Here is a 25,226-nt window from a genome sequence, read left to right as displayed (position 1 = left end):
ATCCACTTGCGGGCGGCTTTCCGATTGTTGGACAAGTAGGCAGACGTAACGCATCGAGTTACATCGTCCGCGCTAAAAAACTGATGACAACGGAAGCAATCTAATCTCGCCAGCGCGGAGGAGGCAACACGCATTCAATTCAGGAGAAAATGAAATTAAGAAGAATGGTGCCCGGAGGCGGATTTGAACCACCGACACGCGGATTTTCAATCCGCTGCTCTACCAACTGAGCTATCCGGGCACTTCAGGTCCTTGAAGAACCTCCGCTTTTGGCGGGCGGGGCCGTTTGGTGCCCCGAAAGTGAGCGGGGTTATAACATCTTGTTCGGACATGGCAAGCGCCCTAGCGAAGTTTTTTGACAGTTTTTTCACGGCGCCTGTGGATGGCTGGAATACGTGCGCTGTGAAGGCCTTATCGTGGCTGGAAACGCGCTATCGGCAATCCGCCAGACCTGATCGACATCAGTCAGGTGGCGGGTTCAGGCGCTGCTGATCCGGGCGAGCGGCGGTTGGGCGGCTTGGGGCAATTATGCCCCTTCCCTGCGCCGTGCGGCAAGTCCAAGCGCAAAAGGCACCACAGCCACCAGAGCCGCCATGACGGGTGAGGACGCGAAGATGCGGCTGGCAAGCGAGGTAACGGCAACGGAGCGCACAACCATCATCAGGCGCGAATTCTCGTGGTCTTTCTCGTGCCTGAGATCTGCGGGTTTGTGGCGGGTTGGATGGGACGCCGATTCCAGCTTTTTCACATCGCGGCGCAGCTTTTCCAACTGTTTGCGGAGTTCGTCCAGTTCCGCGCGTATCGACTGGTCCACCGTAGCGGAAGCACGCGCCTCTTGGACAGTGGGCTTCTCTGCCTCTTTCTCCGCAGCTTCTTCATCAAGTTCAGCCAAGTGGTCGTCAAGGTCCGATGGTTTGTCGAAACCATGGGATCGCAGCGATGTCTTCATTGCAGTCTCCTGAAGTGTCCTGAATTGCGGCACCGGGCGCGCATCGCCCGTTCACGCCTTCTCAACGCCCCAGCCGGGCAAAGGATGCACATAAAGCGACGGTATCGGCACGATAGGCCGATAAAAAAACAGGCCCCGAAGGGCCTGTTCATTGGTGTGTCTTGAAGGCTTATGCCGCTTTCGCGGTGCTGCCATAGGGATCGAAGCGACCGTAGAAGGTCTCGCCCTTGGCCGCCATGTCCTTCAGAAGCGGCGTCGGCTTGAAGCGTGGGCCATAGGTCTCGCTCAGCTTCTCGGCCAGCGCCACGAAGGTCTTCACGCCCATGCCGTCGATATAGGAGAGGGCGCCGCCGGTGTAGGGCGCAAAGCCGAAACCGAGGATGGAGCCGACATCGGCCTCACGCGGGTCGGTGACGATGCCTTCTTCCACGGTGCGGGCGGCTTCCAGCGCCACGGTGACCAGAAAGCGCTGTTTCAGCACTTCCATATCCACATCCTCCGGCTTCTGCTGAGGATAGAGATCCTTCAGGCCGGGCCAGAGGGACTTCTTGGCAGGCTTTGGCGGGTAGTCGTAAAAGCCCTTGGCGTTCTTGCGGCCAAAACGGCCCTCGCCTTCCACCAGCTTCTTCACCAGTTCCATATGGCGCGGATCGACAGCCTTTTCACCGAGATCGGCAACCGTTGCTTTCAGGATCTTGTAGGAAAGATCGATTGCCACTTCGTCGTTCAGCGCCAGCGGGCCGACCGGCATGCCGGCGAATTTCGCGGCATTCTCGATCATGGCGGGCGGCACACCCTCGATCAGCATGTCGTAGCTTTCCGCCATGTAACGCAGCACGCAACGATTGACGAAGAAGCCGCGCGTATCGTTGACGACAATCGGCGTCTTCCTGATCTTGGCCACATAATCCAGCGCGACGGCCAGCGCCTTATCGCCCGTTTCCTTGCCGAGGATGACTTCCGTCAGCATCATCTTCTCGACCGGCGAGAAGAAGTGGATGCCGATGAAATCCACCGGGCGCTTGGAGTTCTTCGCAAGCCCGGTGATCGGCAAGGTGGAGGTGTTGGAGGCGAAAATTGCGCCTTGCGGCAACACGGCTTCCACGGCCTCGATGACGGCCTTTTTCACGTCGCGGTCTTCGAAGACGGCCTCGATGACGAGATCGGCGTCGGAGAGCGCCGCGTAATCCGCTGTCGGGGTTACGAGGTCGAGCAAGGTTTTGCCTTCATCCTGCGTCAGCCTGCCCTTGCCAATGGCGGCCTTGACGCTTTCCTCGCAATGGCCCTTGCCCTTGTCGGCGGCTTCCTGATCGCGGTCCACCAGCGTGACGGGGATACCGGCTGCGGCAGTGACATAAGCAACGGCGGCGCCCATGAAGCCCGCGCCGACGACGCCGACCTTTCTGAACTCCGTCTTCGGCTGACCGGCCGGGCGGCGCGCGCCCTTGCCCAGTTCCTGCATGGAAACGAACAGCGAGCGGATCATGCCGAAGGCTTCCTTCGAGCGAAGGATTTCGGTGAAATAACGCTGCTCCACCTTCAACGCCGTATCGAACGGCAATTGCAGACCCTCATAGACGCATTTCAGGATAGCAAGTGCTGCCGGATAGTTGCCGGCGCTTTCACGGCGCAGGATCGCCGGAGCGGCCGGCCAGAGCTGGGCAGCGGCCGGCGTCCAGATGCCGCCGCCGGGGGCCTTGAAGCCTTTTTCATCCCAGGGGGCAACCGGCTTCAGGCCGTCCTTGATCATTTGCTTGGCAGCGGAAATGAGCTGATCCGGATCCACCACCTGATGAACCAGCCCCATGGCCTTGGCGCGCGCACCGGTCAGCGACTGACCGGTGGTCATCATCTGCAAGGCGGATTGCGCATCGGTCAGGCGCGGCACGCGCTGGGTGCCGCCGGCACCAGGGAAGATGCCGACCTTGACTTCAGGAAGGGCTATCTTGAGGCTCTTGGCATTCGACGCGACGCGACCGTGGCAGGCAAGCGACAGCTCGAAAGCGCCGCCCATGCAGGTGCCGTTGATGGCTGAGACCCAGGGCTTGCCGTTGGTCTCCAGCTTGCGGAACAAGCCGGTCATGCGGCCGACCAGTTCGAACAGCTTGGCGGCTGCCTGATCCGGGTCCTTCGCCTTCTCGTCATTGTAGAAGGAGAACATCGACTTGATCATCGAAAGATCGGCACCGCCGGAAAACGTGCTCTTGCCGGAGGTGAAGACAGCACCCTTGACGCCAGCGTCGGCGACAGTTGCGTCAACGATGGCGTTCAGTTCGTCCATCACCTCGGAAGTGAAGACATTCATGGACTTCTCCGGCATGTCCCAGGTGATAAGGGCAATGCCGTCTGCGTCCGTCTCGATGGTGAAATTGGTATAAGTGCTCATTTTGGGATTCCTCTTCCCTGAATTTCGTTTCGCCGAACTTCCCGATCCCTCATTCCCGTGCCTGTCACAGGAACCCAGTCAGCCCAAGTCTTTGGGCTGGAAGACTCTCGCGCGCCGCAGACGCGGCGCTGCTGGAATCCCTGTGACGAGCACAGGGTGAGGAGCCTGGGGTTAGCCCTCCGTAACTCAAACCCGCTCGATAACGGTCGCTGTTCCCATGCCCGCGCCGATGCAGAGCGTGACGAGCGCGGTGTTCAGATCGCGCCGCTCCAACTCGTCAAGCACCGTGCCGAGGATCATCGCTCCTGTCGCACCCAGCGGATGGCCCATGGCGATTGCGCCGCCATTGACGTTCATCCTTTCGTGGCTGATGTCGAAAGCCTGCATGTAACGCAGCACGACGGCGGCGAAGGCCTCGTTGAGTTCGAAAAGATCGATATCGGCAAGCGACATCCCGGTCTTTTTCAGAAGCTTCTCGGTCACATCCACCGGGCCGGTCAGCATCAGCGCCGGATCGGAACCGATATTGGCGAAAGCCCTGATGCGGGCACGCGGTTTCATGCCCATAGCCTCGCCGCCCGCCTTGGAACCAACCAGAACGGCGGCCGCGCCATCGACGATACCGGACGAATTGCCCGCATGGTGCACGTAGTTGATACGCTCCACTTCCGGGTGCGCCATGATGCCAACGGCTTCGAAGCCGCCCATTTCACCCGGCATCTGGAAGGATGGGTTGAGGGAAGCCAGCGCCTGCATGTCCGTACCGGGGCGCATATGTTCGTCGCGGTCGAGGATCGTCAGGCCGTTGCGGTCCTTCACGGGGATAACGGACTTGCTGAAATAGCCCTTTTCCCAGGCATGCGCGGCGCGCTTCTGGCTTTCGACAGCATAGGCGTCGACATCGTCACGGGAAAAACCGTATTTGGTGGCGATGAGATCTGCCGACACGCCCTGCGGCATGAAGAAGGCGGGGAAGTTGACCGAAGGGTCCATGTACCAGGCGCCACCAGACATGCCCATGCCGACGCGCGACATGCTTTCCACGCCGCCGGCTATGACGATATCGTCGGAGCCTGCCTTGACCTTGCCGGCCGCGAAGTTGATGGCATCGAGACCTGAAGCGCAGAAGCGCGAAATCTGCATTCCCGGTGCCTTGTTGGAATAACCGGCCTCGAAGGCGGCGGCTTTCGGGATGACTGCACCGGCATCCATGACGGGATCGACACAGCCCATGATGATGTCATCGACAGCAGACGTATCGAGCCCGTTGCGGTCGCGGATGGCTTCCAGCGTCTTGGCGGCAAGGCGAACGGAGGGCACCTCATGCAGGCTGCCATCCTTCTTGCCGCGTCCGCGCGGGGTGCGGACATGGTCATAAATGTAAACGTCGGTCATTAACTCTCTCCCTCGGCGCGTGACACGCCCTGTCAGAATGCTTCCGCAGCCAGTTCCATCATGGTGTCCGCGCCGGTTTCGATGCGAGCCTTGCGTAGCGCCGTTTCCGGCATGATGCGCTCCATATAAAACTTCGCCGTGACAAGCTTGGTCTTGAGGAAATCCTCGTCCGAAGTGCTACCTGCCGCAAGGGCTTCGCTCGCCGCCTTCGCCATGCGGGCCTGCATGTAACCCAGCACCACGATACCGAAGAGGTGCATGTAATCGGTCGAACCTGCACCGGCATTGTCTGGCTTGGCCATGGCGTTCTGCATGAACCACATGGTTGCGGCCTGCAGGTCGTTCAAGCCCTTCTTCAGGCCCTTGGTGTAGAGGCTAAGCTTTTCGTCAGCGCGGTTTTCCTCGCAGAAATCGCCGATTTCCTTGAACAGCGCCATGACGGCACGGCCGCCATTCATGCCGAGCTTGCGGCCGACCAGATCGAGCGCCTGAATGCCGTTCGCACCCTCATAGATCATGGTGATGCGGGCATCGCGGACATATTGGCTCATGCCATGTTCCTCGATATAGCCGTGACCGCCGAAGACCTGCTGCGCCATCACGGCATGGTCGAAGCCCTTGTCGGTCAGCACGCCTTTCAGGATCGGCGTGACGAGACCGAGCAGGTCATCTGCCGTCTGACGCTCTTTCTCATCGGTCGACCGATGGGCGATATCGGATTGCAGCGCGGTCCACAGAAGGAAGGCGCGACCAGCCTCGTTATAGGCCTTGATAGTCATCAGCGTACGGCGGATATCCGGGTGCACGATGATCGGATCGGCCTTTTTATCGGGGAATTTCGCACCGGAAAGTGAACGGCCCTGAATGCGCTCGCGGGCATATTCGACCGCATTCTGATAGGCGATCTCACCCACGGACAGGCCCTGAAGGCCGACGCCGAGGCGGGCTTCGTTCATCATCACGAACATGGCAGAGAGACCCTTGTTCTCCGCACCCAAGAGATACCCCGTCGCATCGTCATAGTTCATGACGCAGGTGGCGTTGCCGTGGATGCCCATCTTGTGTTCGATCGCGCCGCAGGTGACGCCGTTGCGCTCGCCGAGCGAACCGTCCTCCTTCACGAGGAATTTCGGCACGATGAACAGCGAAATACCCTTGGTGCCTTCCGGCGCGCCCTCGATGCGGGCAATCACCAGATGGACGATATTGTCAGTCATGGAATGTTCGCCGGCCGAAATGAAGATCTTCTGGCCGGAAATCTTGTAGCTGCCGTCGCCCTGCGGAACTGCTTTTGTGCGCAGCAGGCCGAGATCGGTGCCGCAATGGGGTTCCGTCAGGTTCATGGTGCCGGACCATGTTCCCTCGACCATCTTCGGCAGATAGGTTTCTTTCTGCTCCTGCGTGCCATGGACGAGGACGGCAGCGATGGCGCCCTGCGTCAGGCCGGGATACATCATCAGCGACAGGTTGGCGGACGACATATACTCGCCAATCGCCGCATGCAGCGTATAGGGCAGGCCCTGTCCGCCGAATTCCGGCGGTACGGCGAGGCCGATCCAGCCGCCTTCACAATAGGCGTCGTAAGCCTCCTTGAAACCATCAGGAACGGAAACCGAACCATCATCTGCACGCTTGCAGCCCTGTTGATCGCCAGACAGGTTCAGCGGGAAAAGCCGCTCCTCGGCAAGTTTCGCCGCCTCGCCGGTAATAGCCTCGATCATGTCAGGGGTTGCATCCTCGAAGCCGGGCAGGTTGTTATACCGCTCGAGGCCAAGAACGTCGTTCAGAATAAAAAGCGTGTCTTTAACTGGGGCCTTGTAAACAGGCATTACCGATGTTCCTCCGCATCGTGAAAGCCGGAGCCGATCCGGCCGATATGGGATGACAATATTTGACGTGCGCGTAAACGTCAAATAAATTCCGGTCGAATGTCATGGCCCTTTTTCCGCGCAATGCTTGGCCAGCCCCACGCGAAAGCGTTACGCGCCGCAAAAGTTAAAAAATTCCAACCATAGTTAACCACTTCTTTACCACGTTTCGTGAATTCTCCGACACGAGGTAACTGCTTCGTCAATCGAAGCATTTTCCTCCATGGGGGCAAATACCGGCTCTAGAATTGCTGCATGTTGTGCGACGGCATTATCAGGCGGGTAGCCGTTGCAACAAACACCGGGCACGCCGGACGGAAGCGAAGCGAGCGAGAAGATGAACGGATTGCGATCGAAAAACCAAAGCCCGAGCGACAGGTCGTCTCTTGATGCTCTCAATCGCACCATTGAAGGCCTTGAAGCCCGCATCGAAGGGCTGATGAGCCAGAAATTTCCGCGCGACCACCGCGCCACGACAGCTGAGCCGAAAAACGAGGCCCATGCCGCGCCGCGCGAGCCACGCGCCACCGTCACCCCGCCGCAACTCGACCCGGTCAACGAAATCCGCCAGCGCCAGCGCCTGCTTGAGGCAAGCTTCCAGCGCCCGCAGGAGCCCGTTGCGCGCCCGGAACGAACCATTACCAGACCGCTTGCGCCTGAATACCGGCCGAACGACGTGCAGAACGCGGCGGCCGACCCCGCACCGCGCGCGCGCTCCATCCCGCCCTATCAGGAGCAGCAGCGAAACGACGCAGCCTTGCAGGAGATCGCGCAAGCGCTCGTCAACCTGCGGCATGAGCTGAAGCACGATATCTCGGAGGGCGTGGCGCGCGAAGCGCAAGGGCTGCGAGCCGAAATCCGAAACATTCGCGCGATCGCGGAAGACCAGCAGTTCATCGGCGACCTGCGCGACGATATTGCAAGGCTTGCCGGCAGCATCGACCAGCTCGGCAATCTGGCCTCTCCCGATGCCTACGGGCTGCGCAATGAATTCGATGACCTGCGCCTCACCATCGATCAGCTTGCGCGTGAAGACAGCGTACATCGGATCGAAAGCCGCTGGAACACCGTGGAAGACACGTTGCGCGGCTTCGACACGGCCTCGCTGCAGGATGAAATCGTCTCGCTCGCCTATCGTCTCGACGACATCAAGACCCAGCTCGGCGGCATGAGCAACAATCCCGCCGTGCGCGTGCTTGAGGAAAAGCTGATCACCATCGCAAGCGCGGTGGAGCAGCTCGGCAAGCATATGCAGCCGAACGAGGCTGCCTTTACCGAACAGTTTTCCGGTCTGGACCAGCGACTGGATGAAATCAGCCGCGCCATTGCCGCTACTGGCGCCCGCTCCAACAATGCACAGGCCACCGACAACGCACTGGCACAGCGGCTGGAAACCCGCCTGAACGGCCTTGCCGAACAGCTCGGTGATATCAATCGTATTGCCGCCGCAAAGCCCGATCCTGCTGTGGATCTCACCGCCCGTCTTGAAACGCTGGCCGCCAAGATCGACGAATTGAGCACGGCGCGCGACGCGGCACAGCTGCACGAGCGGCTGGACCAGCTTTCCCTGCTTCTGGAGCGTTCGCAGCGCCCCTCACAGCAGGCGGAACTGACATCGTTCCTCAGCGACATTTCCCGCAAGATCGACGCGCTGGATCACGGCACCGTCAATGACGGCCTGGCGGAACGGCTCGACACGCTTTCTCGGCGCATCGAAGACCTTGACTATCGCTACAGCCAGCCGCAGCCCGTTGCTGGTTTCAACGAAGGCACTTTTTCGCGCCTGGAAGAACGGCTTGGCGATATCGCGGCCCGTCTGGACGAGACCGCCCATGCCGCACCCGCCGACAGCGGCGCTTTGCTCAGCCTCGAAAATCAGATCGCCCATCTCTCCTCGTTAATAAGCCAGCCGGGTCATCACCAGCCGGCGGGCATGTCGCCGGAACTCGATGCCCGCATGTCGGCGATCGAGGACTACATGGCGTCCAACGATGAATATATCATCGAAGCGGCTCGACAGGCGGCCGAGGCCGTTCTGGACGCCTTTACGCGCAACAATGTCTCCTCCGGCGCAAACCTCGCCGATATGACGATGCTGACCGATCTTGCCACCGATCTTCGCAGCCTCGAGGCGCTGAGCCGCAACACGGAAGAACGCACGCACCGCACCTTCGAGGCGCTGCACGAAACGCTGGTGCAGATTGCCGGTCGACTGGACAGCCTTGATAATCGCGCTCCCGCTCCCGCCTATCGCGAAGAGGCAGCGCCACGCAACGTCGCGCAGCATATGATTACGCCCGCCCGCGAAGACGTGGCCATGCCGGCCGCCATCTTCCCGCAAGAGGGCTACATCACCGAAGAACAGCTTATTCTCGAAGACACGCGCGATGCCGGCGAAAACGGCGCGGATGCGATGGCAATCGTGCCGCCCGCCGCTGCAAAACCCGCAAAAGCAGAGAAAAAGAGCCTGCTTGCCGGCCTGACCAAGCGTTTCAAAACCGGCACGGCGAAGACCGCCAAATCGGCAGAAGAACCCGTATCGGCAACCACCACCCGCACGCAGGTGGAACCCGCCCCCTCGCTCGATCCAATCGACGTGCTGCCCGCGGGCCAGGAGAACGAACTTCTGGAGCCCGGCTCGGGCGCGCCTGATATCAAGAAAATACTGGAACGGGTGCGCGCCAGCCAGGTCGCTTCCGCCGGCAAGGCGGCGGACGCAGAAGGCCGCACGGATTTCATCGCCGCCGCCCGTCGCGCAGCGCAGGCTGCCGCCATGGAAACCTCCCCGGAGAAGCTTGAAACCGGCAAGAAAAATCGCAAGCCCGACGCTTCGGCGCTTTCACGTTATCGTCGCCCGCTGCTGCTCGGCATCGGCGCCATTCTTCTTGCGATGATGGCCATGCCGCTCGTCAAGACGATGATGGGCGGCGCGGAAGCCCCGGCACCGGTCATCGAAGAGAAGATGGGCGATGCCCCGGTCTCCGCACTTCCCGAGACCGGCGACAAGGCCGTGACCATTCCGTCCGAACTGGCTATCGATCCGCAGGAGGCGGCATCCGCCGACAGCATCGAAAACGCAGCACCGTCGGAAAACACCATCGATCCGCGTACCATTGGCGGCGCGCCGCTTGCCAACGAACCGCCTGTTGCCGATGCGCCCGCTGTGGATGCGGCGACGTCAGGCACTGTCGCACAGAGTGAGCCGCAGGCACCGGTGCAGGCCGCTACCACGGCTGCTGCCGCCCAGGGCGCGATTGCGGTTCCCGCCGGTATCGAGCCAGCATCGCTGGCGGAAGCCGCAGCGAAAGGGGACACGCAGGCGCTTTACGAGATCGCAGCACGCTACACCGAAGGTCGCGGCCTTGCCGCCGATCGCGCGGAAGCCGCCAAATGGTACAAGCTGGCTGCGGATCGCGGCCTTGCTCCCGCACAATATCGTCTCGCCAACCTTTACGAGAAGGCGAATGGCGTCGAGCGCAACCTTTCCGAAGCGAAGCGCTATTACACGCTGGCAGCCGAACAGGGCAATGCAGGCGCCATGCACAATCTCGCCGTCCTGCTCGCCTCCGATGCGGCCGGCCAGCCGGATTTCACCACCGCCGCGCAATGGTTCATCAAGGCTTCCGAACTCGGCGTCCGCGACAGCCAGTTCAACCTTGCCATTCTCTACGCGCGCGGAAGCGGCGTGAAGCAGGATATCGAGGAATCCTACAAGTGGTTCTCCATTGCAGCCAAGGATGGCGACACGGACGCTGCCCAGAAGCGTGACGAGGTTGCGGGAGCGATGAACCCGCAGCAGCTTCAGAGCGCACGTGCGAAAGCCGACGCGTGGAAGGTCAAGCCGCTTTCGGAAGACGCCAACAGTGTCAACCCGCCCGAGGAATGGGCTGGCAAGGACGGCGTGAAGACTGCCTCCGTGGACATGGAAAAGGCTATCCGCAACATTCAGGCAATCCTGAACAAGAACGGTTTCGATGCCGGCCAGCCCGACGGCAAGCTTGGCAAGAACACGGTTACCGCCATCAAGGATTTCCAGAAATCCGTTGGCCAGACACCCGACGGGCGCATCACCAACGAGCTGGTCACAGCGCTGCTCGCCCGCAACAAATAACCGTTTCGCAACGGATGAGGCGGCCTTCCCGGCCGCTTCCCTACAGTTTGGCGCCGGAATGTGGCGCTGCTCCCACGCCTGATCGCTATCTTTCCAAATTATCAACGTATTTACCGTTGAATGTTGACACGTCGGACCCTCGCGGGCATGACGGATGAAGGCTGGGCATGCCCGGTCTTTTCAGACAGAAAATGTAAATCGCGGCGCGGCCCCACACCCGGACAAGCCCTGCCGCCCGGAACCATTTGCCCGAGGTCCGAGCCGTGACTGTCTATCTGCCGATTGCAGAACTGTCGGTGAACATTTTCATCATTCTCGGCATGGGCGCGGCCGTCGGTTTTCTTTCCGGCATGTTCGGCGTGGGGGGCGGTTTTCTCATCACCCCCTTGTTGATTTTTTACAATATTCCGCCCGTAGTGGCTGTGGCGACGGGCGCAAACCAGGTGGTGGCCTCTTCCGTCTCCGGCTCGATCACGCACTTCCGGCGCGGAACGCTGGATGTGAAGCTTGGGAGCGTCCTGCTGGTCGGCGGTCTTGTGGGCGCTACGGTGGGCGTGTGGATATTCTCCTTCCTGCGCAGCATCGGCCAGCTCGATCTCATCGTTTCGCTGCTTTATGTCATCCTGCTTGGCACTGTCGGCACCTTGATGCTGAAGGAGAGCATTTCCGCCCTGCGCCGTGCTGCCCGTAATGAGACGGTGACGCTGCGCCGCCCCGGCCATCACAACTGGGTTCACCGCCTGCCGCTGAAAATGCGGTTCAAGAAGTCGAAGATCTATCTCAGCATCATTCCCGTCGTCACGCTGGGTTTCGGTATCGGCATCCTGACCTCGATCATGGGTGTCGGCGGCGGCTTCATCATGGTGCCGGCCATGATTTATCTTCTGCGTATTCCGACCAACGTCGTTGTCGGGACCTCGCTGTTCCAGATCATTTTCGTTACCGCCTATACGACCATCGTTCAGGCCGCGACGAACTATTCCGTCGATGTGGTGCTGGCCTTCATCCTGATGGTCGCGGGCGTCATCGGCGCGCAATATGGCGTGCGCGTCGGGCAGAAACTGCGCGGCGAACAACTGCGCGCGCTTTTGGCGCTTCTGGTGCTTGCAGTCGCCCTTCGCCTTGCCGTGGCACTGGTTGTTCGCCCCGAAGACCTGTTCTCGGTCGCCGTCGGAGGGTTAGGTTATTGACCCACCGCCTGCTGCTTTGCGCCTTTCTGCTTATCGGTTCCTGCCTTGCCTTTACCGCTTCGGCGCAGACACCGCCGCTTGCCCTGCCTCCCGGCACACAGCAGCGGTCCTTGCAGGAAAATATCGAAATCGGCGCATCGACGACGGAGATTCCGATCACCTCCGATTTTCGCGGGGCGGATTTCACGCTTTTCGGCGCCCTTAACAACACCGACCAGTTGCTGCTCGCTATCGGCCAATATGATATCGTTGTTACCCTCGAAGGCCCCAGCGACTACATGACCGTGCGCAAGAAGGAGCGCGTGGCCGGTATCTGGATCAATACCAGCGCCATCACCTTCACGCCGCTGCCGGAATCCTATTCCATGGCCAGCACGCGCGATATCAGCGCCGTCGCTTCGCCTGGCACCTTGCGGGCAATGGGGCTGGGTGTCGAACATCTGTCGCTCAAAAGTGCGGTGTTTTCCGGCGTGCCCGACAATGTCTTCGATTTTCAGGAGGCCTATCGGCGCCTGCGGCTTTCAAGCGGCATCTATCGCAACGACACGACCGGCGTGCGGCTTGAACGCACCGGCCTGTTCTGGGCAACCCTGCGCCTGCCCGCCAACGTCCCGAACGGCGTGCATACGGCCCGTGCCTATCTCTTCAAGAGCGGCAATTTCATCGCCCAGCGCGAGCTGAAACTGCGCGTCGTCAAGACCGGCATGGAACAGGCAATCACCGATGCCGCGCATCAGACACCGCTTGCCTATGGCGCGCTGTGCGTTCTCCTCGCCGTCGTCACGGGCTGGAGTGCCAGTATTATTTTCCGCAAGGACTGAGTGTTTTTCATTCCCGTAAAAGAGCGCGTCTTTCGCCTTCGGCGTAAAAGATAGCGTTCGCTTCCTTCAATGGTTTGCGGTAAAATTCAAGACGTTACAACCACGTATGCAGCTTATGGCGGCAAGTGCGGTTGTGACCGGGATGAAAAGGAGAAATGTCATGTTCAAGCACATTCTCATTCCCACCGATGGCTCGCCGCTGGCGCAGATCGCAATCGACCAAGGGTTCGCTCTCGCCAGAGAGGCAGGCGCAAAGGTGACCGTCGTGACGGTGTCCGAACCCTTTCACGTGATTGCCAGCGATGTCGAGGACATTGCCGCCATTGCCGAAGAGGAATTCCACCGTTGCGAGGAGGCGGAGCATTTTCTGAGAGATACGCAGGCGCACGCCGCATCGATGGGGCTGGATTGCGAAGCCCTGCTGGCGCGGGCGGGACGGCCGGATGAGGCGATTGTCGAAATCGCCAACAGGACCGGCTGCGACCTCATCGCCATGGCTTCGCACCGGCGCAGAAGCTTCGTCGAGATGCTTGTCGGCAGCGTTACGGCCAAGGTGCTGAAAAACTCGAAGATACCGGTGCTGGTATATCGCCAATAGACGGGCGGAGCGATGCGCTCAGCCGAGCAGATTTGAAAACCGTACCGAATAGATGCGGTCCCGCCCCATCAGATGCGCGACGAGTGCAGCGTGGTCAAAGAGACCGCGCATGGCCTTGTGCCGCAAATCCAGTCCGCCGCTCATCACCCCGAAGGCCGGCATCAACAGGCGGGAACCATCGGTGGCGAAACAGGGGCGCCGCACCGTTTTTTCGCGACGGCGAACAGTGGCGGAGGGATGCAGATGGCCTGCGATTTCACCCGCGGCATCTCCTACCTTAGGCTCGTGGCGGAAAACGAGATTGCCATAAAACATCTCATCTACCGAAGACCCCGGCAGATCGACCGTACCATCCGGATCGTGATTGCCGTTGATCCATATCCAGTCACGGCCACGGGCCATCTCGCGGATCAGTTCGCGCAGCATAAGCGGCAGATGCTCGGACCCGACCCGATCGTGGAAATTGTCGCCCAGGCTGACGACGATCTTCGGATCGTAACGGCTGACAAGGGAAGACAGGATTTTGAGGGTAGCGATCGTGTCGTAAGGCGGCAGCATGCGCCCGCGCCGGGCAAAGGCCGCACCTTTTTCCAGATGCAGGTCCGAGACAACCAGCAGCGACAGATCGGGCAGGTAAAGCCCACCCAACGGGTCACACCAGGCGGCGACGCCGTTGATGGCAGTTTCGCTGCCAAGGCATTCGAAGCCATTGGAAAACCTGTCGCTCAATGTCAGTCGGCTCAGCACTTTTGTGGTCGTTCCTTCATTCCAGTTTGATGCTTCAGGACATGGCTTCGGCGATAAGCTCGTCTGCGGCCTCTGCCAGCACCTGATCCATCGCCTCGCCCGCCACCGTCTCGCGGCCTATTTCCAGCATGACAGGAACGGCAAGCGGCGAGACGTGCTCCAGTGCACGATGGGTGGTGTGACCCTTGATTCGCTTCAGCATATCGCCAAGACGGCCAATGTCCAAAAGTCCCGCCGCCGCATCACGTCTGGTTGCCTCCAGCAGAATATGATCCGGCTCATGGCTGCGAAGAACGTCATAAATAAGATCGGCGGAGACCGTGACCTGACGGCCCGTCTTTTCCTTTCCGGGATGGCGGCGTTCGATGAGGCCGGAAATGACGGCACAGTTGCGGAAGGTGCGCTTCAGCATGAAGGATTCGTCCAGCCACGCCTCCAAGTCGTCGCCCAGCATGTCCTCGTCGAGAAGTTCCGCCAACGACAGGCGGCGGGATTTGAGCCGCCTGCCAATATCCTCCATGGCCCAGATGGCGAGCGAATAATCGGTAGCAACGAAGCCCATGGGCTTTGCGCCCGCCCGTTCCAGCCGCCGTGTCAGAAGCATGCCGAGGGTCTGGTGGGCCAGACGGCCTTCAAAAGGATACATGACCATGAAGAAGCGTTTGCGGAAGGGAAATGTCTCGACCAGCAGCTCGTCGCGCTTGGGAATGATCGATTTTTCCTTCTGGATTGCCAGCCAGTCGCGCACCTGATCCGGCAGCGACTGCCAGCGGGCGGGATCTGACAGCATGGAGCGCACCTGGTCCGCAAGGTAGGTGGAAAGCGGAAACTTGCCGCCGGCATAGGAGGGTATCTTCGGGTCCTTCGAAAAGGTCTGCGACACCAGGCATTCATTCTCCCGGATGCCTTCGAAGCGCAGAACCTTGCCGGCAAACAGGAAGGTATCGCCCTGCACCAGCTGCTCGAGGAAATATTCCTCGACCTTGCCGAGCGACATGCCGCCGCGTCCGACCGAGCCCTTGGCATTGCGCTTGACCATGCGGACATTAAGTTCCGCAGCCTCGACGATGGTGCCGAGGTTGAGGCGATATTGCTGCGCGACCGCCGGATTGGAGACACGCCAGCGGCCGTCCTTCATCTGGCGGATGCGGGCGTAACGTTCATAGGTGCGCAGTGCGTATCCACCGGTAGCGGTAAAATCCACGACGCGGTCGAAGGTAGAACGCGGTAGATCGGCATAGGGTGAAGCGCTGGTCACTTCACGATAGAGATCATCCGCATCGAAAGGTTCGGCGCAGGCCATACCGAGCACATGCTGGGCAAGAACATCCAGTGCGCCTTGCGCGATGGGGGGCGTATCCTGCGCGCCGATATAGTTCGCATCGAGTGCGGCCCGGCACTCCATCACCTCGAAACGGTTGGCGGGAACGAGGATTGCCTTTGACGGCTCATCCATGCGGTGATTGGCGCGGCCGATGCGCTGGGCAAGGCGGCTCGCCCCCTTTGGCGCGCCGACATGCACGACGAGATCGACATCGCCCCAGTCTATGCCGAGATCGAGCGTGGAGGTGGCGACGACCGCGCGCAATTTGTTTTCAGCCATCGCGGCCTCCACCCGGCGGCGCTGTCCGGCATCCAGCGAACCGTGATGCAAGGCGATCGGAAGATTATCGTCGTTTACATTCCAGAGTTCCTGAAAAATCCTTTCCGCCTGCGAACGGGTGTTAACGAAGATGAGCGTCGTCTGGTGCGCCTTCAGAGCGGGATACAAATCCTTCATGGCGTAGCGCGCGGAATGGCCGGACCATGGAATACGCTCCTCCGTCTGCAGAATGGCGATGTTTGGCTTGGCTCCGCCTTCCACTGTTATAAGACCTGCGGGCGGTTCTCCCTGCCCCTGGGGTGCCAGGTAACGGCGCAAATCCATCGGCTCCGCCACCGTGGCGGAAAGGCCAATGAAGCGGACATGCGGCGCGTGCCTGCGCACCCGCGCGAGCGCGAGCGACAGCAGATGGCCACGCTTGGAGGTGACGAGCGAGTGCAGCTCATCCAGCACCACATATTTCAGGTCGCGGAAAAAGCGCTCGGCTTCCTTGTTGGCAAGCAGCAGCGACACCTGTTCCGGCGTCGTCAGGAGAATATCGGGCGGTTTGACCTTCTGGCGCTGGCGTTTTGCCTGCGGCGTATCGCCGGTGCGGGTTTCGATTGAGATCGGCAGGCCCATTTCCGTGACAGGCTTGGTGAGATTGCGTTCGATATCCACCGCAAGTGCCTTGAGCGGCGAGATGTAAAGCGTGTGCACGCCGACAAAGGCGGAGCCCGGCGGCACCTTGCCGCGTTCAGCAAGATCGGTGAGCGACGCCATGAAGCCGCCCAGCGTCTTGCCGGCACCCGTCGGTGCAATCAGCAGCATGTTTTCGCCGCCACGCGCCCGAGCCATCAGCTCCAATTGATGCGCGCGCGGGGACCACCCTTTTTCGGCAAACCATTTCTGGAATGAAAGGGGCAAGGTGCCGACATGCATGCCGGAAATGGGAGGCTCAGCGTGTTTCACGCCTTCAAGGTAGTGAGAAACCTTGAAAAAAGAAGAGCGGAACAGAGCTGCTTGACAGGAATGCATAATCATGGATAAATAATATCCACGCTACTAAAGCAAACCAAACGTGAGCAAATCGAATGAAACTCGGCGACGGCGTTGAACAGGCCATTCACAGCGTGGGCATGTTAGCGGGACTTTCCGAAGGTGGCGTGCTTTCGGCGGCGGCGCTGGCAGAATTCCATGGCGTTTCCACGAGTTATCTCTTGAAGCACCTGCAATTGCTTTCCGGTGCCGGAATAGTTTCCACCGTACCAGGGCCGAAGGGCGGTTATCGTCTGGCCCGGACAACCGACAAGATTACCCTGCTTGATATTGTTCTGGCCGTGGAGGGACCACAGCCTGCCTTTCGCTGCGCGGAAATTCGCCAGCGCGGGCCGAACCCCTTGCCGGGACGTTATTTCACCAAGCCCTGCGGCATCAACGCCGCGATGCTGAAGGCGGAGAAAGCCTATCGGGCGGAACTCGCTAAAACCAGCATTGCCGACATTCTGGGCGACCTTGCCGCCACTGACGACGGCGGCATTGCGGCACGCGGTTGCGCCTTTCTGGAGCTGAACGAGCGCAGGACGGCGACGCGCTAGAACCTAAAAGACCCAACCATCTGAAATACCGGAGAGCTTCGCAGCTTCCCGGAACGATGACACATGCCCCTCAAACTGAACCACGAATGGAGAGAGACACATGAAAACCCGTTTGAACTATGCCAAGGCATCCCCTGAAGCCTTCAAAGCCGTGATGGCGCTCGAAACCTACGTCCAGAGCAGCGGCCTCGAGCGCCGCTTCGTTCATCTCATCAAGCTGCGCGCATCAATCATCAATGGCTGCGCGTTCTGTGTGGACATGCATGTGAAGGAAAGCCGTCACGACGGTCTTTCCGAACAGTGGATCAACCTGATGAGCGTTTGGCGGGAATCCCCGGTATATACCGAACAGGAACGGGCGTTGCTCGGCTGGGTGGATGCGGTAACGAAGATTGCCGAAACCGGCGCTCCGGATGACGCCTTCGAGGCCCTGAAGGCGCATTTCTCCGATGAGGACATCGTGAAGATCACCGTTGCCATCGGTGCCATCAACACCTGGAACCGCATCGCCGTCGGCTTCCGTTCGCAGCACCCGGTCGAAACGGCAGCAAAAGCAGCCTGATCCGCTTTACCTGCACCGGACGACCGTTACATGGCGATGTAGCGGTCGTTTCTATGATTGATGGCGAGCGCGAGATTCATGACCAGCGCGCCGAGGATGGAGCAGAGGATGACGAAGGGTGTCGCCACGAAGAATGAGCACGCCAGCACCATGCCATCGAAGGCGAGCTGGACGAGACCGGCGCGCCAGCCAAAACGGTCCTGGAGATAAAGCGCCAATATGCCGAAGCCGCCGAGGCTGGTGCGATGGCGGAACAGTGCCAGCATGCCTGCCGCGACCGTCAACCCGCCGAAAAGGGCGGCCGCGACGGGATTGATGCTTTCGAACGCGAAGAAGCCCGGCATATATTCCGAAAGCAGCGCCGTCATGGCAATGGCGCAAAAGGTCTTGACCGTGAAGGCAAGGCCGAGACGGCGGAAGGCGAGATAATAAAACGGCAGATTGACGAGGAAGAACACCGCGCCGAAGCTGAAGCCGATCGAATAGTGCACCAGAAAGGCAATACCCACCACACCCCCGGTGAGGAGGCCCGCAGCGGAAAGCAGCGTCACGCCGAGCGAGACCAGCATGCTGCCCGCCAGAACGCCCTGGGCATCTTCCAGCAGCGAATGGCGATCGGGCGCGGAAGCCCAGATATTCACGCGCTTGCGCGTAGTCGTATCGCCCATGCCTGTTCCCCTGATTTTCCGGCCTTGATCGAGCTATTGCGCCCAAGCGCGAGAGATTTCAAGCGTACTTTCTTCAGCGCACAACGATGTATCTGTCCGAGCGGTGGTTGATGGCGAGAAACATGTTCAGCACGAAGGCGCCGACAATCGAATAGACGACGGTGGCCGGATCGATGACGAGGAAGGCGCAGAGCATCACGAATGCATCGAAGGCAAGCTGGATCAGGCCGGCGCGGATGCCGAAGCGGTCCTGAATATAGATGGCCAGAATGCCAATGCCGCCGAGGCTGGCGCGATGGCGATAAAGCGCCAGCAACCCGTAACCGAGGAGCAGGCCACCGAGCAGCGCCGCCCAGAGCGGGTTGATGCTGTCAATGACCATCCAGCGCGCTTCCACTTCCGTCAGCACCGAAACAAGACCGATGGCAATGAAGGTCTTGATGGAAAAGGCAAGACCGAGGCGGCGGAAGGAGAGGTAATAGAAGGGCAGATTGACGAGGAAGAACAGGAGGCCGAAGCTGATGCCGAAGGCATAGTGAATGAGGAAGGCGACGCCGGCGGTGCCACCGGTCAAAAGGCCGACCTTGTTCAGCAGATAAAAACCGAGCGCCGATACGATAGCTCCGGTAACGATGCCCTGCACGTCTTCCACCGGCGCATGTTTGGCCGGATCCGAACTCCACATGCTGTAAACGCTTCTCGTTCTGCTCACGCTTTTTCCCTCAGGTTTCCGCGCATTTTGCACTGCAACAAACACGCGATCAAGATGGATACGTAAGGACGACTGACCTATCGTGAAAAAGGCAAGAAACGAAATGTTCAGGCTTTGGCGCGGGCAAGAAAAAGAATGCCGGAAAGGGGTTTTCCGGCATCCTTGCGAATGGTGGTTTTGCGGATTTCGATAAGAGAATAGCCTGCCCGCTCAAGAAGGCCGCTCACATAGCTTTTCGAATGTGCGTAACGCAGCGATTCCCGCAGCACGAAACCATCTTCATCCCCTGCGTCCTCCACCGAAAAGGCGAAGAAGCCGGAGGGCGCAAGCAGGGCCGAAACGAGGGGCATGACTGTTTCGAGACTGCCGAGATACATCATCACGTCGGCGGCGGCGACGAGGTCCGCGCGGTGGTGCGGCATTGCCGGCGCGAACAGTCCCGAGGTGTCAGCTTCCAGCGATAGATCGGCCTGGCCGAGATGGTCGTAAAGTCCCTTTTCCTCCGCCTTGGCGAGCATGTTCTGGGAAATGTCGAAACCTTCCAGCCGCTTTGCCAGGAGGCGGATTTCAACGCCGAGAAGGCCGGTGCCGCAGCCAATATCGACAATGGTGTCGAAGACGCCGCCTCCCGCCGCCTTGCCGATCAGCTCCGCCAGCTTTTGCGGTACGCTGTAATCCAGTTTCTCGACGAGCGACGTTTCGAAACGGTCTGCATAATCGTCGAACAGCCCTTCTACATAACGGCTCGGCGGCTGCTCCGGTGTGTCCGCGGCGCCGAGAACCGCGAGTTTCAGTTCGGCTGCAAACAGCCCTTCCGTATCCAGTTCGGCGACTTTTTCGTAAGCCGCCACAGCTTTGTCCGCTTCCCCCGCCTTTTCATGATATTCCCCGAAGCGAAACCAGCCCGCCGTCCACCGTGGCGCAAGTTCAAGCGCCTGCTCCATGAGTTCGGCGGCGGCGGGATAATCACCACTCTCCGCCAACATGCGGGCATAGTCCGCCCGGCGGTCGGCAATGACGTCACCGGAAGAAAACTGGTTTGGGGCCATTCAAGATTTCCTGAGAAGATGTCGGCTGTCATTTATCAAGCCATAAAAAAACTCAAGTCCTATTTCATGGCGCACTCATGGAATTGCGAATATGACGCGATATAGTGCACCGAAACTTGCATCGAAGCAGCGTGCTTCATATGTCAGGACAAAACAGGAGACTTGCTGATGGCCGGTGAGGTCAACAAAATGCTGGGTGATACGGTGGCCCGCACCGTGGTGAAGCTACTGGTGGTTTCATTGCTCGTCGGCTTTCTGATGGCGATCTTCGGATTGACGCCATGGAATATCATCTATGGCGCACGCGACTTCGTGGTCGATCTGTGGCGCAGCGGTTTCCAAGCGCTTGGCGCAATCGGCGACTATCTGATCCTTGGCGCGACGATCGTCATACCCATTTTCATCATCCTGCGCCTCCTGAGCTATCGCCGCTGACATGACCGACACATCTTTCCAGACGCTTACGCGGCGCGGCTTCGTGCTGATTTCCGCCGGTTCCGTTCTTTCCGCCTGTGTTTCCGTGCCTACAAACAAGGGCATGCCGTCAGGCACCCGCGATGAGACCGCGGCAGCGCTTCCAATGGTCAACGAGTTGCGCCGCTCGAAAGGGCTTTCGCCACTCTCCTTCAGTAGTGCGGCAAGTGGTGCGGCCGCTTATCAGGCCGGACGCATGGTCAAGGCGCAGAAGATGGCGCATCTGATCGGCCTGACCGACAGTTTCCTCATCCGCATGAAGGACGGCAATGTGCCGCTACCAGCAGCGGAAAACGTGGCGGCCGGGCAGGACAGCGTGGAGCGTGTCGTCAAGGCCTGGATCGGCTCGAAACATCATCTCGAAAACATGCTCGGACCCTATAATGGCCTTGGCGTCGCGGTTGCCTATGATGCCGCAAGCCGCAACCGGCCCTATTGGGCGATGGTGCTCTGCGCGTGAGATAACGGGGGGACGCCCCCTACACCCTCATTCCTGTCCCTGTCACAGGGATGAGGCAGGAGAGCACACCACCACGATAAGCACTTATCTTAACCGACGCAGCGTCTCGACCGTTCAGGTCATCGTCATCCAAGCTTGCGGTCGGCCCAGCGGTCGACCGTGCTGTCGCGTAGGTCACGAATGGACTGCACACCTTCGCGAGAGACCAGCTTCGACAGGCCTTTGACGATGGACGACGGCAGGCCGGGGCCTTCATAGACCATGCAGGAATAGAGCTGAACCAGATCGGCCCCTGCCCTTACCTTTTCCAGTGCCGTTTCCGGCGAAGAAACGCCACCCACGCCGATGATGGGCAGATTGCTGCCGACGCGCCGGCGCATCTTGGCGAGAACAGTGGTCGACAGCTCGAATAGCGGCTTGCCGGACAATCCACCCGCCTCACCCTTATGCGGACCGGGCCGCAGGCCTTCACGCGAGAGCGTGGTGTTGGAGACGATCAGGCCATCGAGATCATGGGCCAGCGCCTCTTCCGCCACGTCATCCAGCCCTTCCTCGGTCAGATCGGGCGCGATCTTCAGGAAGATCGGAATGCGTTTGCCAAAACGTTCGGCTTCTGCCCTGCGGCGCTCCAGCACGGCGCCAAGAAGTGCCGCGAGGCTTTCGCGCGCCTGCAAGTCACGCAGACCCGGCGTATTGGGCGAAGAGATGTTGACGGTGAAATAGGATGCGACCGAATAAAAGGCCTCGATGCCCTGGACATAATCGGCGATGCGGTCTTCGCTGTCCTTGTTGGCACCGATATTGACGCCGACGATGCCGCGTAGCTGCGCCTGCTTCAGGCGCTCCAGCGCCGCGGCATGGCCTTCATTGTTGAAACCGAGGCGGTTGATGACGCCTTCATCCTCAACCAGACGGAAGATGCGCGGTTTGGGATTGCCGGATTGCCCACGCGGCGTGACGGTGCCGATTTCAGTAAAGCCGAAACCGAGCCTCAGAAGCGGTCCCGGGACTTCCGCATTCTTGTCGTAACCCGCCGCCATGCCGAGCGGATTGGGGAAAACGAGGCCTGCAACGGTCTGCTGCAGCCGCGGATCGTGCGGCACCATGCAGGTGGGCAGAAAGCCGCTTTTCAGCGCCGCCACGGACAGACCATGTGCCTTTTCCGGATCGACAAGAAACAGGCCCTTGCGGCCGATTGAGGAAAATAATCCGCTCATCACAAAATCTCCGGAAACTGGTGCTGGCCATCGTGGCCAAGTGAAAGCGGCGTTTCCCAAAGCACGGCGGTCAAGGGAAGAGACGCATAGAGATGGGGGAAAAGATCGCCGCCTCTCGAGGGTTCATAAACCAGCTTGTCGCCAAGTGCTGCACCATCAACAGCGATCAGAAGCAGGTCGGTCTGGCCGGAAAAATGCCGGGCGGCAGTCTCGGCCGCCTGCTTTGCCGTTGAAAAATGAATGAACCCATCCGTCAGATCGATGGCGGCGCCTTCGAAGACGCCTTGTGCCCTGGCTGCATTCCACAACGTCTCCGGCACGATTTTATAAATGATCGCGGGCGTTTCGTGCATGGGGCTCTCCGAAGGCTTTCCAAGGCTTTTCAGTCTGGGCGGTTTGCCGCAAAGCGGGTCGATTGTCCACAGTTTCCACGGCATTTTTATTGGCGCGACGGCTGTTCCCAAGCTTTTTCTTGTAATACGCAACCGATTAGAGCAACCTTTCAGCAGAGGAGCCGGAAGCAGTCTAGACTGCCGGCAAACGGGAGTGCGCCATACCTTTCAAAGAACCGCATAACGCCCTTGGGAGGGGGCCAGAATGTCGGAACTTGTCATTATCATTGCAGACGACCACCCGCTTTTTCGCGGTGCCCTCAAACAGGCCGTATCCGGTCTCGACGGGCAGCAGACAATCATGGAAGCCGGGGATTTCGAGGCTGCCAGAAGTGCCGCGACGGCATGCAACGACGCCGATCTGATGCTTCTGGACCTCGCCATGCCGGGTGTCAGCGGATTTTCGGGCCTGATGGCGCTGCGGGCGGAATTTTCCAGCCTGCCCATCGTCATCGTTTCGGCAACGGACGACGCGACCACTGTTCGCCGGTCCATCGAACTCGGCGCTTCCGGTTTTATTTCCAAATCCTCGGGCATCGACGATATCAGGGATGGCATTCGCTCGGTTCTTGAAGGCGATGTGTGGATACCGGCAAGCTGTCAGGGCGAAAAGGAGCATGATCCTGACGTGGCTGATCTCATCGGCCGGCTCAGAACGCTGACGCCGCAACAGAGCCGGGTTCTGGGCATGCTGGCCGAAGGCCTGCTGAACAAGCAGATCGCCTATGCGCTGAATGTTTCGGAAGCCACCATCAAGGCGCATGTCTCCGCTATTCTGTTGAAGCTTAAGGTCGATAGCCGTACACAGGCGGTGATACAGCTCAGCAAGATAAACACATCGGCCATGGTGGCATAATCGAGGATTTTATTCCTTTCTTTTCTTTACTCCTGACGGGATATGGTCTAGATTCCGCGGAGTAAACGACAGGAGCTTTTCCGCCACGGGCTCCACCTGCGGGCTTTCATCATGCTTTCACACGAGACGATCTGGAGCGCCATCGATACGCTTGCCAAACGTCACCAGCTGACGCCTTCGGCCTTGGCGAAGCGTGCCGGTCTCGATCCCACCTCGTTCAACAAATCGAAACGTTTCGGCCCGGATGGCCGCAAACGCTGGCCTTCGACGGAATCGGTATCCAAGGTGCTGGAGGCGACGGGGGCAAGCGTCGACCAGTTTTTTGGTTATGCTTTCGGCAGGACGCAGACAATGCAGCCTTCCGGTGCGGACAATGCCATCCCCCTGCTCGGTTTTGCGCAGGCGGGCTCCGGCGGCTTTTTCGACGATGGCGGTTTTCCGGCCGGTCAAGGCTGGGATGTGGTGGAGTTCCCCTCTTCTCCCGAACGCAAGCAGGGCGTCTACGCGCTGGAAGTACAGGGCGAAAGCATGATGCCGCTTTACCGCGACGGCGATATCCTGATCGTGGAGCCGGGCGCGCAGGTTCGGCGCGGCGACCGCGTTGTGCTGAAAAGCCGTGACGGCGAAGTGATGGCCAAGGTGCTGGCGCGGCAAAGCCCCAAGAATATCGAGCTTCTTTCGCTCAATCCCGAACATCCGAACCGCAGTTTCGACATGGCCGATGTGGAATGGATCGCCCGCATCATCTGGGCCAGCCAATAGACACCCGCCATTGCGAAGACAGGCGTCCTACTTGCCCGGGCCCAACTCAGAGAGCAGGCGTCGATACTATCCCTTTACAGACCGAGTGACGTTGCCGCGGCATCAACCGTCATGATCTTCGCACCGCCGGAGGCTGCCCTGCGGACAAGGCTCTGAAGTTTGTCTTCCGGGCAACCGTAAAAGCTCGGCGTCTGCGAAACATCATGGGTGAAAATGATGAGCCAGCCGCCATTTTGCAAAACATCCTCGAGCCAACGATCGGCGGCATCGAGATAGTTTTGGTCCGCGCGCAACTCCACCCCGGCAAGATTGTACGGATCGATGCTGCCCCGGTTGATGCCAGGCATGATGCCGCGAGCGGTCTTGAACCTTCGTCGTAACAGGGGCTGCATGACGGGCGAGGCCATGCCGAAAGGAACGGAGAAATTCCGCCTGCCTCGGTTTTCGGCGAACGATGCCAGCACGGTTTCGTTGTGATCAAGATCCTCTTCAAGCCCGCGCCGTGAAAAGCTCGAGAGTTTGCGATGGGAAAAAGTATGGCAGGCAAGCTCGTGGCCGGCCGCTGCAAGTTCCGAACAGCCTTCGGTTGAAATCATGTCCTGCTGTTCATAGTGCTGGTCGATAAAAGTTCCTGCGAGATAAAATGTCCCGCGAACACCCTCGCTTTCCAGAATGCGCGCGCCCTTTGTCCAGGCGGTCGCCGGCACATCATCGAATGTGAAGGAGACGATTGGTTCGGACGTTTTGATCAGCGACGCCGGTCCTGGAAAGTACTGCACCAGCCGGTTATTGATCCTGTCTGCAAATGTCCCGATTTTTTGTGTCATGC

General features: G+C 59.7%; 22 protein-coding genes and 1 tRNA gene. 10 read left to right on the top strand and 13 right to left on the bottom strand.

Going from position 1 to position 25,226, the window contains the following annotated elements:
- Window positions 1-165 precede the first annotated feature (165 nt).
- From GH784_RS03640 to GH784_RS03620, 5 genes are all read right to left on the bottom strand, one after another.
- Window positions 166-241, bottom strand: a tRNA-Phe gene (locus GH784_RS03640).
- A gap of 285 nt (window positions 242-526) precedes the next feature.
- Window positions 527-949: a hypothetical protein gene (locus GH784_RS03635; RefSeq protein ID WP_065703798.1), complete on the bottom strand. Its 423-nt coding sequence runs from the start codon at window positions 947-949 to the stop codon at window positions 527-529.
- Between the two features lie 169 nt (window positions 950-1,118).
- Window positions 1,119-3,335, bottom strand: a complete 2,217-nt coding sequence (locus tag GH784_RS03630; RefSeq protein WP_111790155.1) for a 3-hydroxyacyl-CoA dehydrogenase NAD-binding domain-containing protein — start codon at window positions 3,333-3,335, stop codon at window positions 1,119-1,121.
- Between the two features lie 186 nt (window positions 3,336-3,521).
- Window positions 3,522-4,730 carry an acetyl-CoA C-acetyltransferase gene (locus GH784_RS03625; protein WP_065703794.1) on the bottom strand — a complete coding sequence of 403 codons (1,209 nt, stop codon included), beginning with the start codon at window positions 4,728-4,730 and terminating at the stop codon, window positions 3,522-3,524.
- Window positions 4,731-4,762: 32 nt separating this feature from the next.
- On the bottom strand, window positions 4,763-6,559 hold the full coding sequence (locus GH784_RS03620; protein WP_065658363.1) for an acyl-CoA dehydrogenase C-terminal domain-containing protein: 1,797 nt from the start codon (window positions 6,557-6,559) through the stop codon (window positions 4,763-4,765).
- 376 nt (window positions 6,560-6,935) lie between these two features.
- Between GH784_RS03620 and podJ the strand changes: the two genes are divergently transcribed.
- The 4 genes from podJ (at window position 6,936) to GH784_RS03595 (ending at window position 13,318) form a co-directional block, all read left to right on the top strand.
- Window positions 6,936-10,709 (top strand): cell division protein PodJ, encoded by a 3,774-nt coding sequence (gene podJ, locus GH784_RS03610; protein ID WP_153793201.1) that lies wholly within the window; start codon window positions 6,936-6,938, stop codon window positions 10,707-10,709.
- 263 nt (window positions 10,710-10,972) lie between these two features.
- A complete protein-coding gene (locus GH784_RS03605; RefSeq protein WP_003514964.1) occupies window positions 10,973-11,899 on the top strand; it encodes a sulfite exporter TauE/SafE family protein in 927 nt (308 codons plus the stop codon).
- Complete coding sequence (locus tag GH784_RS03600) at window positions 11,896-12,720, top strand: TIGR02186 family protein (RefSeq protein ID WP_013635439.1); 825 nt, start codon at window positions 11,896-11,898, stop codon at window positions 12,718-12,720. Before GH784_RS03605 ends, GH784_RS03600 begins: the two co-directional genes overlap by 4 nt.
- Window positions 12,721-12,880: 160 nt before the next feature.
- A complete protein-coding gene (locus GH784_RS03595) occupies window positions 12,881-13,318 on the top strand; it encodes a universal stress protein (protein ID WP_003514961.1) in 438 nt (145 codons plus the stop codon).
- Window positions 13,319-13,336: 18 nt separating this feature from the next.
- Here GH784_RS03595 and pdeM read toward each other — a convergent pair whose 3' ends face one another.
- Both pdeM and GH784_RS03585 read right to left on the bottom strand, forming a co-directional pair.
- Window positions 13,337-14,065: a ligase-associated DNA damage response endonuclease PdeM gene (pdeM, locus tag GH784_RS03590; RefSeq protein ID WP_025592414.1), complete on the bottom strand. Its 729-nt coding sequence runs from the start codon at window positions 14,063-14,065 to the stop codon at window positions 13,337-13,339.
- A gap of 34 nt (window positions 14,066-14,099) precedes the next feature.
- Window positions 14,100-16,589, bottom strand: a complete 2,490-nt coding sequence (locus GH784_RS03585) for a ligase-associated DNA damage response DEXH box helicase (protein ID WP_065703792.1) — start codon at window positions 16,587-16,589, stop codon at window positions 14,100-14,102.
- A gap of 152 nt (window positions 16,590-16,741) precedes the next feature.
- On the opposite strand from GH784_RS03585, the gene GH784_RS03580 reads away from it, so the two are divergent.
- The gene (locus GH784_RS03580) at window positions 16,742-17,245 is read left to right on the top strand and encodes an RrF2 family transcriptional regulator (RefSeq protein WP_013635435.1); all 504 of its coding nucleotides are present in this window, start codon (window positions 16,742-16,744) and stop codon (window positions 17,243-17,245) included.
- A gap of 100 nt (window positions 17,246-17,345) precedes the next feature.
- Window positions 17,346-17,807 carry a carboxymuconolactone decarboxylase family protein gene (locus GH784_RS03575; RefSeq protein WP_003514954.1) on the top strand — a complete coding sequence of 154 codons (462 nt, stop codon included), beginning with the start codon at window positions 17,346-17,348 and terminating at the stop codon, window positions 17,805-17,807.
- 26 nt (window positions 17,808-17,833) lie between these two features.
- Here the strand turns inward: GH784_RS03575 and GH784_RS03570 are convergent, their stop codons facing one another.
- The 3 genes from GH784_RS03570 to GH784_RS03560 form a co-directional block, all read right to left on the bottom strand.
- The gene (locus GH784_RS03570) at window positions 17,834-18,475 is read right to left on the bottom strand and encodes a YitT family protein (RefSeq protein WP_003514952.1); all 642 of its coding nucleotides are present in this window, start codon (window positions 18,473-18,475) and stop codon (window positions 17,834-17,836) included.
- Between the two features lie 73 nt (window positions 18,476-18,548).
- Entirely contained in the window at window positions 18,549-19,160 is a 612-nt protein-coding gene (locus tag GH784_RS03565) for a YitT family protein (protein WP_003514951.1), read from the bottom strand.
- 134 nt (window positions 19,161-19,294) lie between these two features.
- On the bottom strand, window positions 19,295-20,236 hold the full coding sequence (locus GH784_RS03560) for a class I SAM-dependent DNA methyltransferase (protein ID WP_065703791.1): 942 nt from the start codon (window positions 20,234-20,236) through the stop codon (window positions 19,295-19,297).
- 168 nt (window positions 20,237-20,404) lie between these two features.
- Here GH784_RS03560 and GH784_RS03555 point away from each other — a divergent pair, with 168 nt between their 5' ends.
- Both GH784_RS03555 and GH784_RS03550 read left to right on the top strand, forming a co-directional pair.
- The gene (locus GH784_RS03555) at window positions 20,405-20,671 is read left to right on the top strand and encodes a DUF6460 domain-containing protein (RefSeq protein WP_065703789.1); all 267 of its coding nucleotides are present in this window, start codon (window positions 20,405-20,407) and stop codon (window positions 20,669-20,671) included.
- A 1-nt stretch (window position 20,672) separates the two neighbouring features.
- Window positions 20,673-21,170 carry a CAP domain-containing protein gene (locus tag GH784_RS03550; protein ID WP_013635432.1) on the top strand — a complete coding sequence of 166 codons (498 nt, stop codon included), beginning with the start codon at window positions 20,673-20,675 and terminating at the stop codon, window positions 21,168-21,170.
- A gap of 125 nt (window positions 21,171-21,295) precedes the next feature.
- Here GH784_RS03550 and GH784_RS03545 read toward each other — a convergent pair whose 3' ends face one another.
- Together GH784_RS03545 and GH784_RS03540 are read right to left on the bottom strand one after the other, a co-directional pair.
- Window positions 21,296-22,387: a quinone-dependent dihydroorotate dehydrogenase gene (locus GH784_RS03545; protein WP_013635431.1), complete on the bottom strand. Its 1,092-nt coding sequence runs from the start codon at window positions 22,385-22,387 to the stop codon at window positions 21,296-21,298.
- Window positions 22,387-22,740 (bottom strand): DUF952 domain-containing protein, encoded by a 354-nt coding sequence (locus GH784_RS03540; RefSeq protein ID WP_003514946.1) that lies wholly within the window; start codon window positions 22,738-22,740, stop codon window positions 22,387-22,389. Before GH784_RS03540 ends, GH784_RS03545 begins: the two co-directional genes overlap by 1 nt.
- Before the next feature lie 244 nt (window positions 22,741-22,984).
- On the opposite strand from GH784_RS03540, the gene GH784_RS03535 reads away from it, so the two are divergent.
- Window positions 22,985-23,635, top strand: a complete 651-nt coding sequence (locus GH784_RS03535) for a response regulator (protein ID WP_065703787.1) — start codon at window positions 22,985-22,987, stop codon at window positions 23,633-23,635.
- Window positions 23,636-23,746: 111 nt separating this feature from the next.
- A complete protein-coding gene (locus tag GH784_RS03530) occupies window positions 23,747-24,397 on the top strand; it encodes a S24 family peptidase (RefSeq protein ID WP_003514944.1) in 651 nt (216 codons plus the stop codon).
- Between the two features lie 74 nt (window positions 24,398-24,471).
- Here GH784_RS03530 and GH784_RS03525 read toward each other — a convergent pair whose 3' ends face one another.
- Window positions 24,472-25,224, bottom strand: coding sequence for a polysaccharide deacetylase family protein (locus GH784_RS03525; protein WP_065658369.1), 753 nt, complete (start codon window positions 25,222-25,224; stop codon window positions 24,472-24,474).
- Window positions 25,225-25,226: the final 2 nt, after the last annotated feature.

Source organism: Agrobacterium tumefaciens (assembly GCF_009649785.1).
Taxonomy (GTDB): domain Bacteria; phylum Pseudomonadota; class Alphaproteobacteria; order Rhizobiales; family Rhizobiaceae; genus Agrobacterium; species Agrobacterium tumefaciens.
The sequence above is the reverse complement of the archived record's forward strand: the minus strand, read 5'-3'. Positions and strand labels throughout refer to the sequence as shown.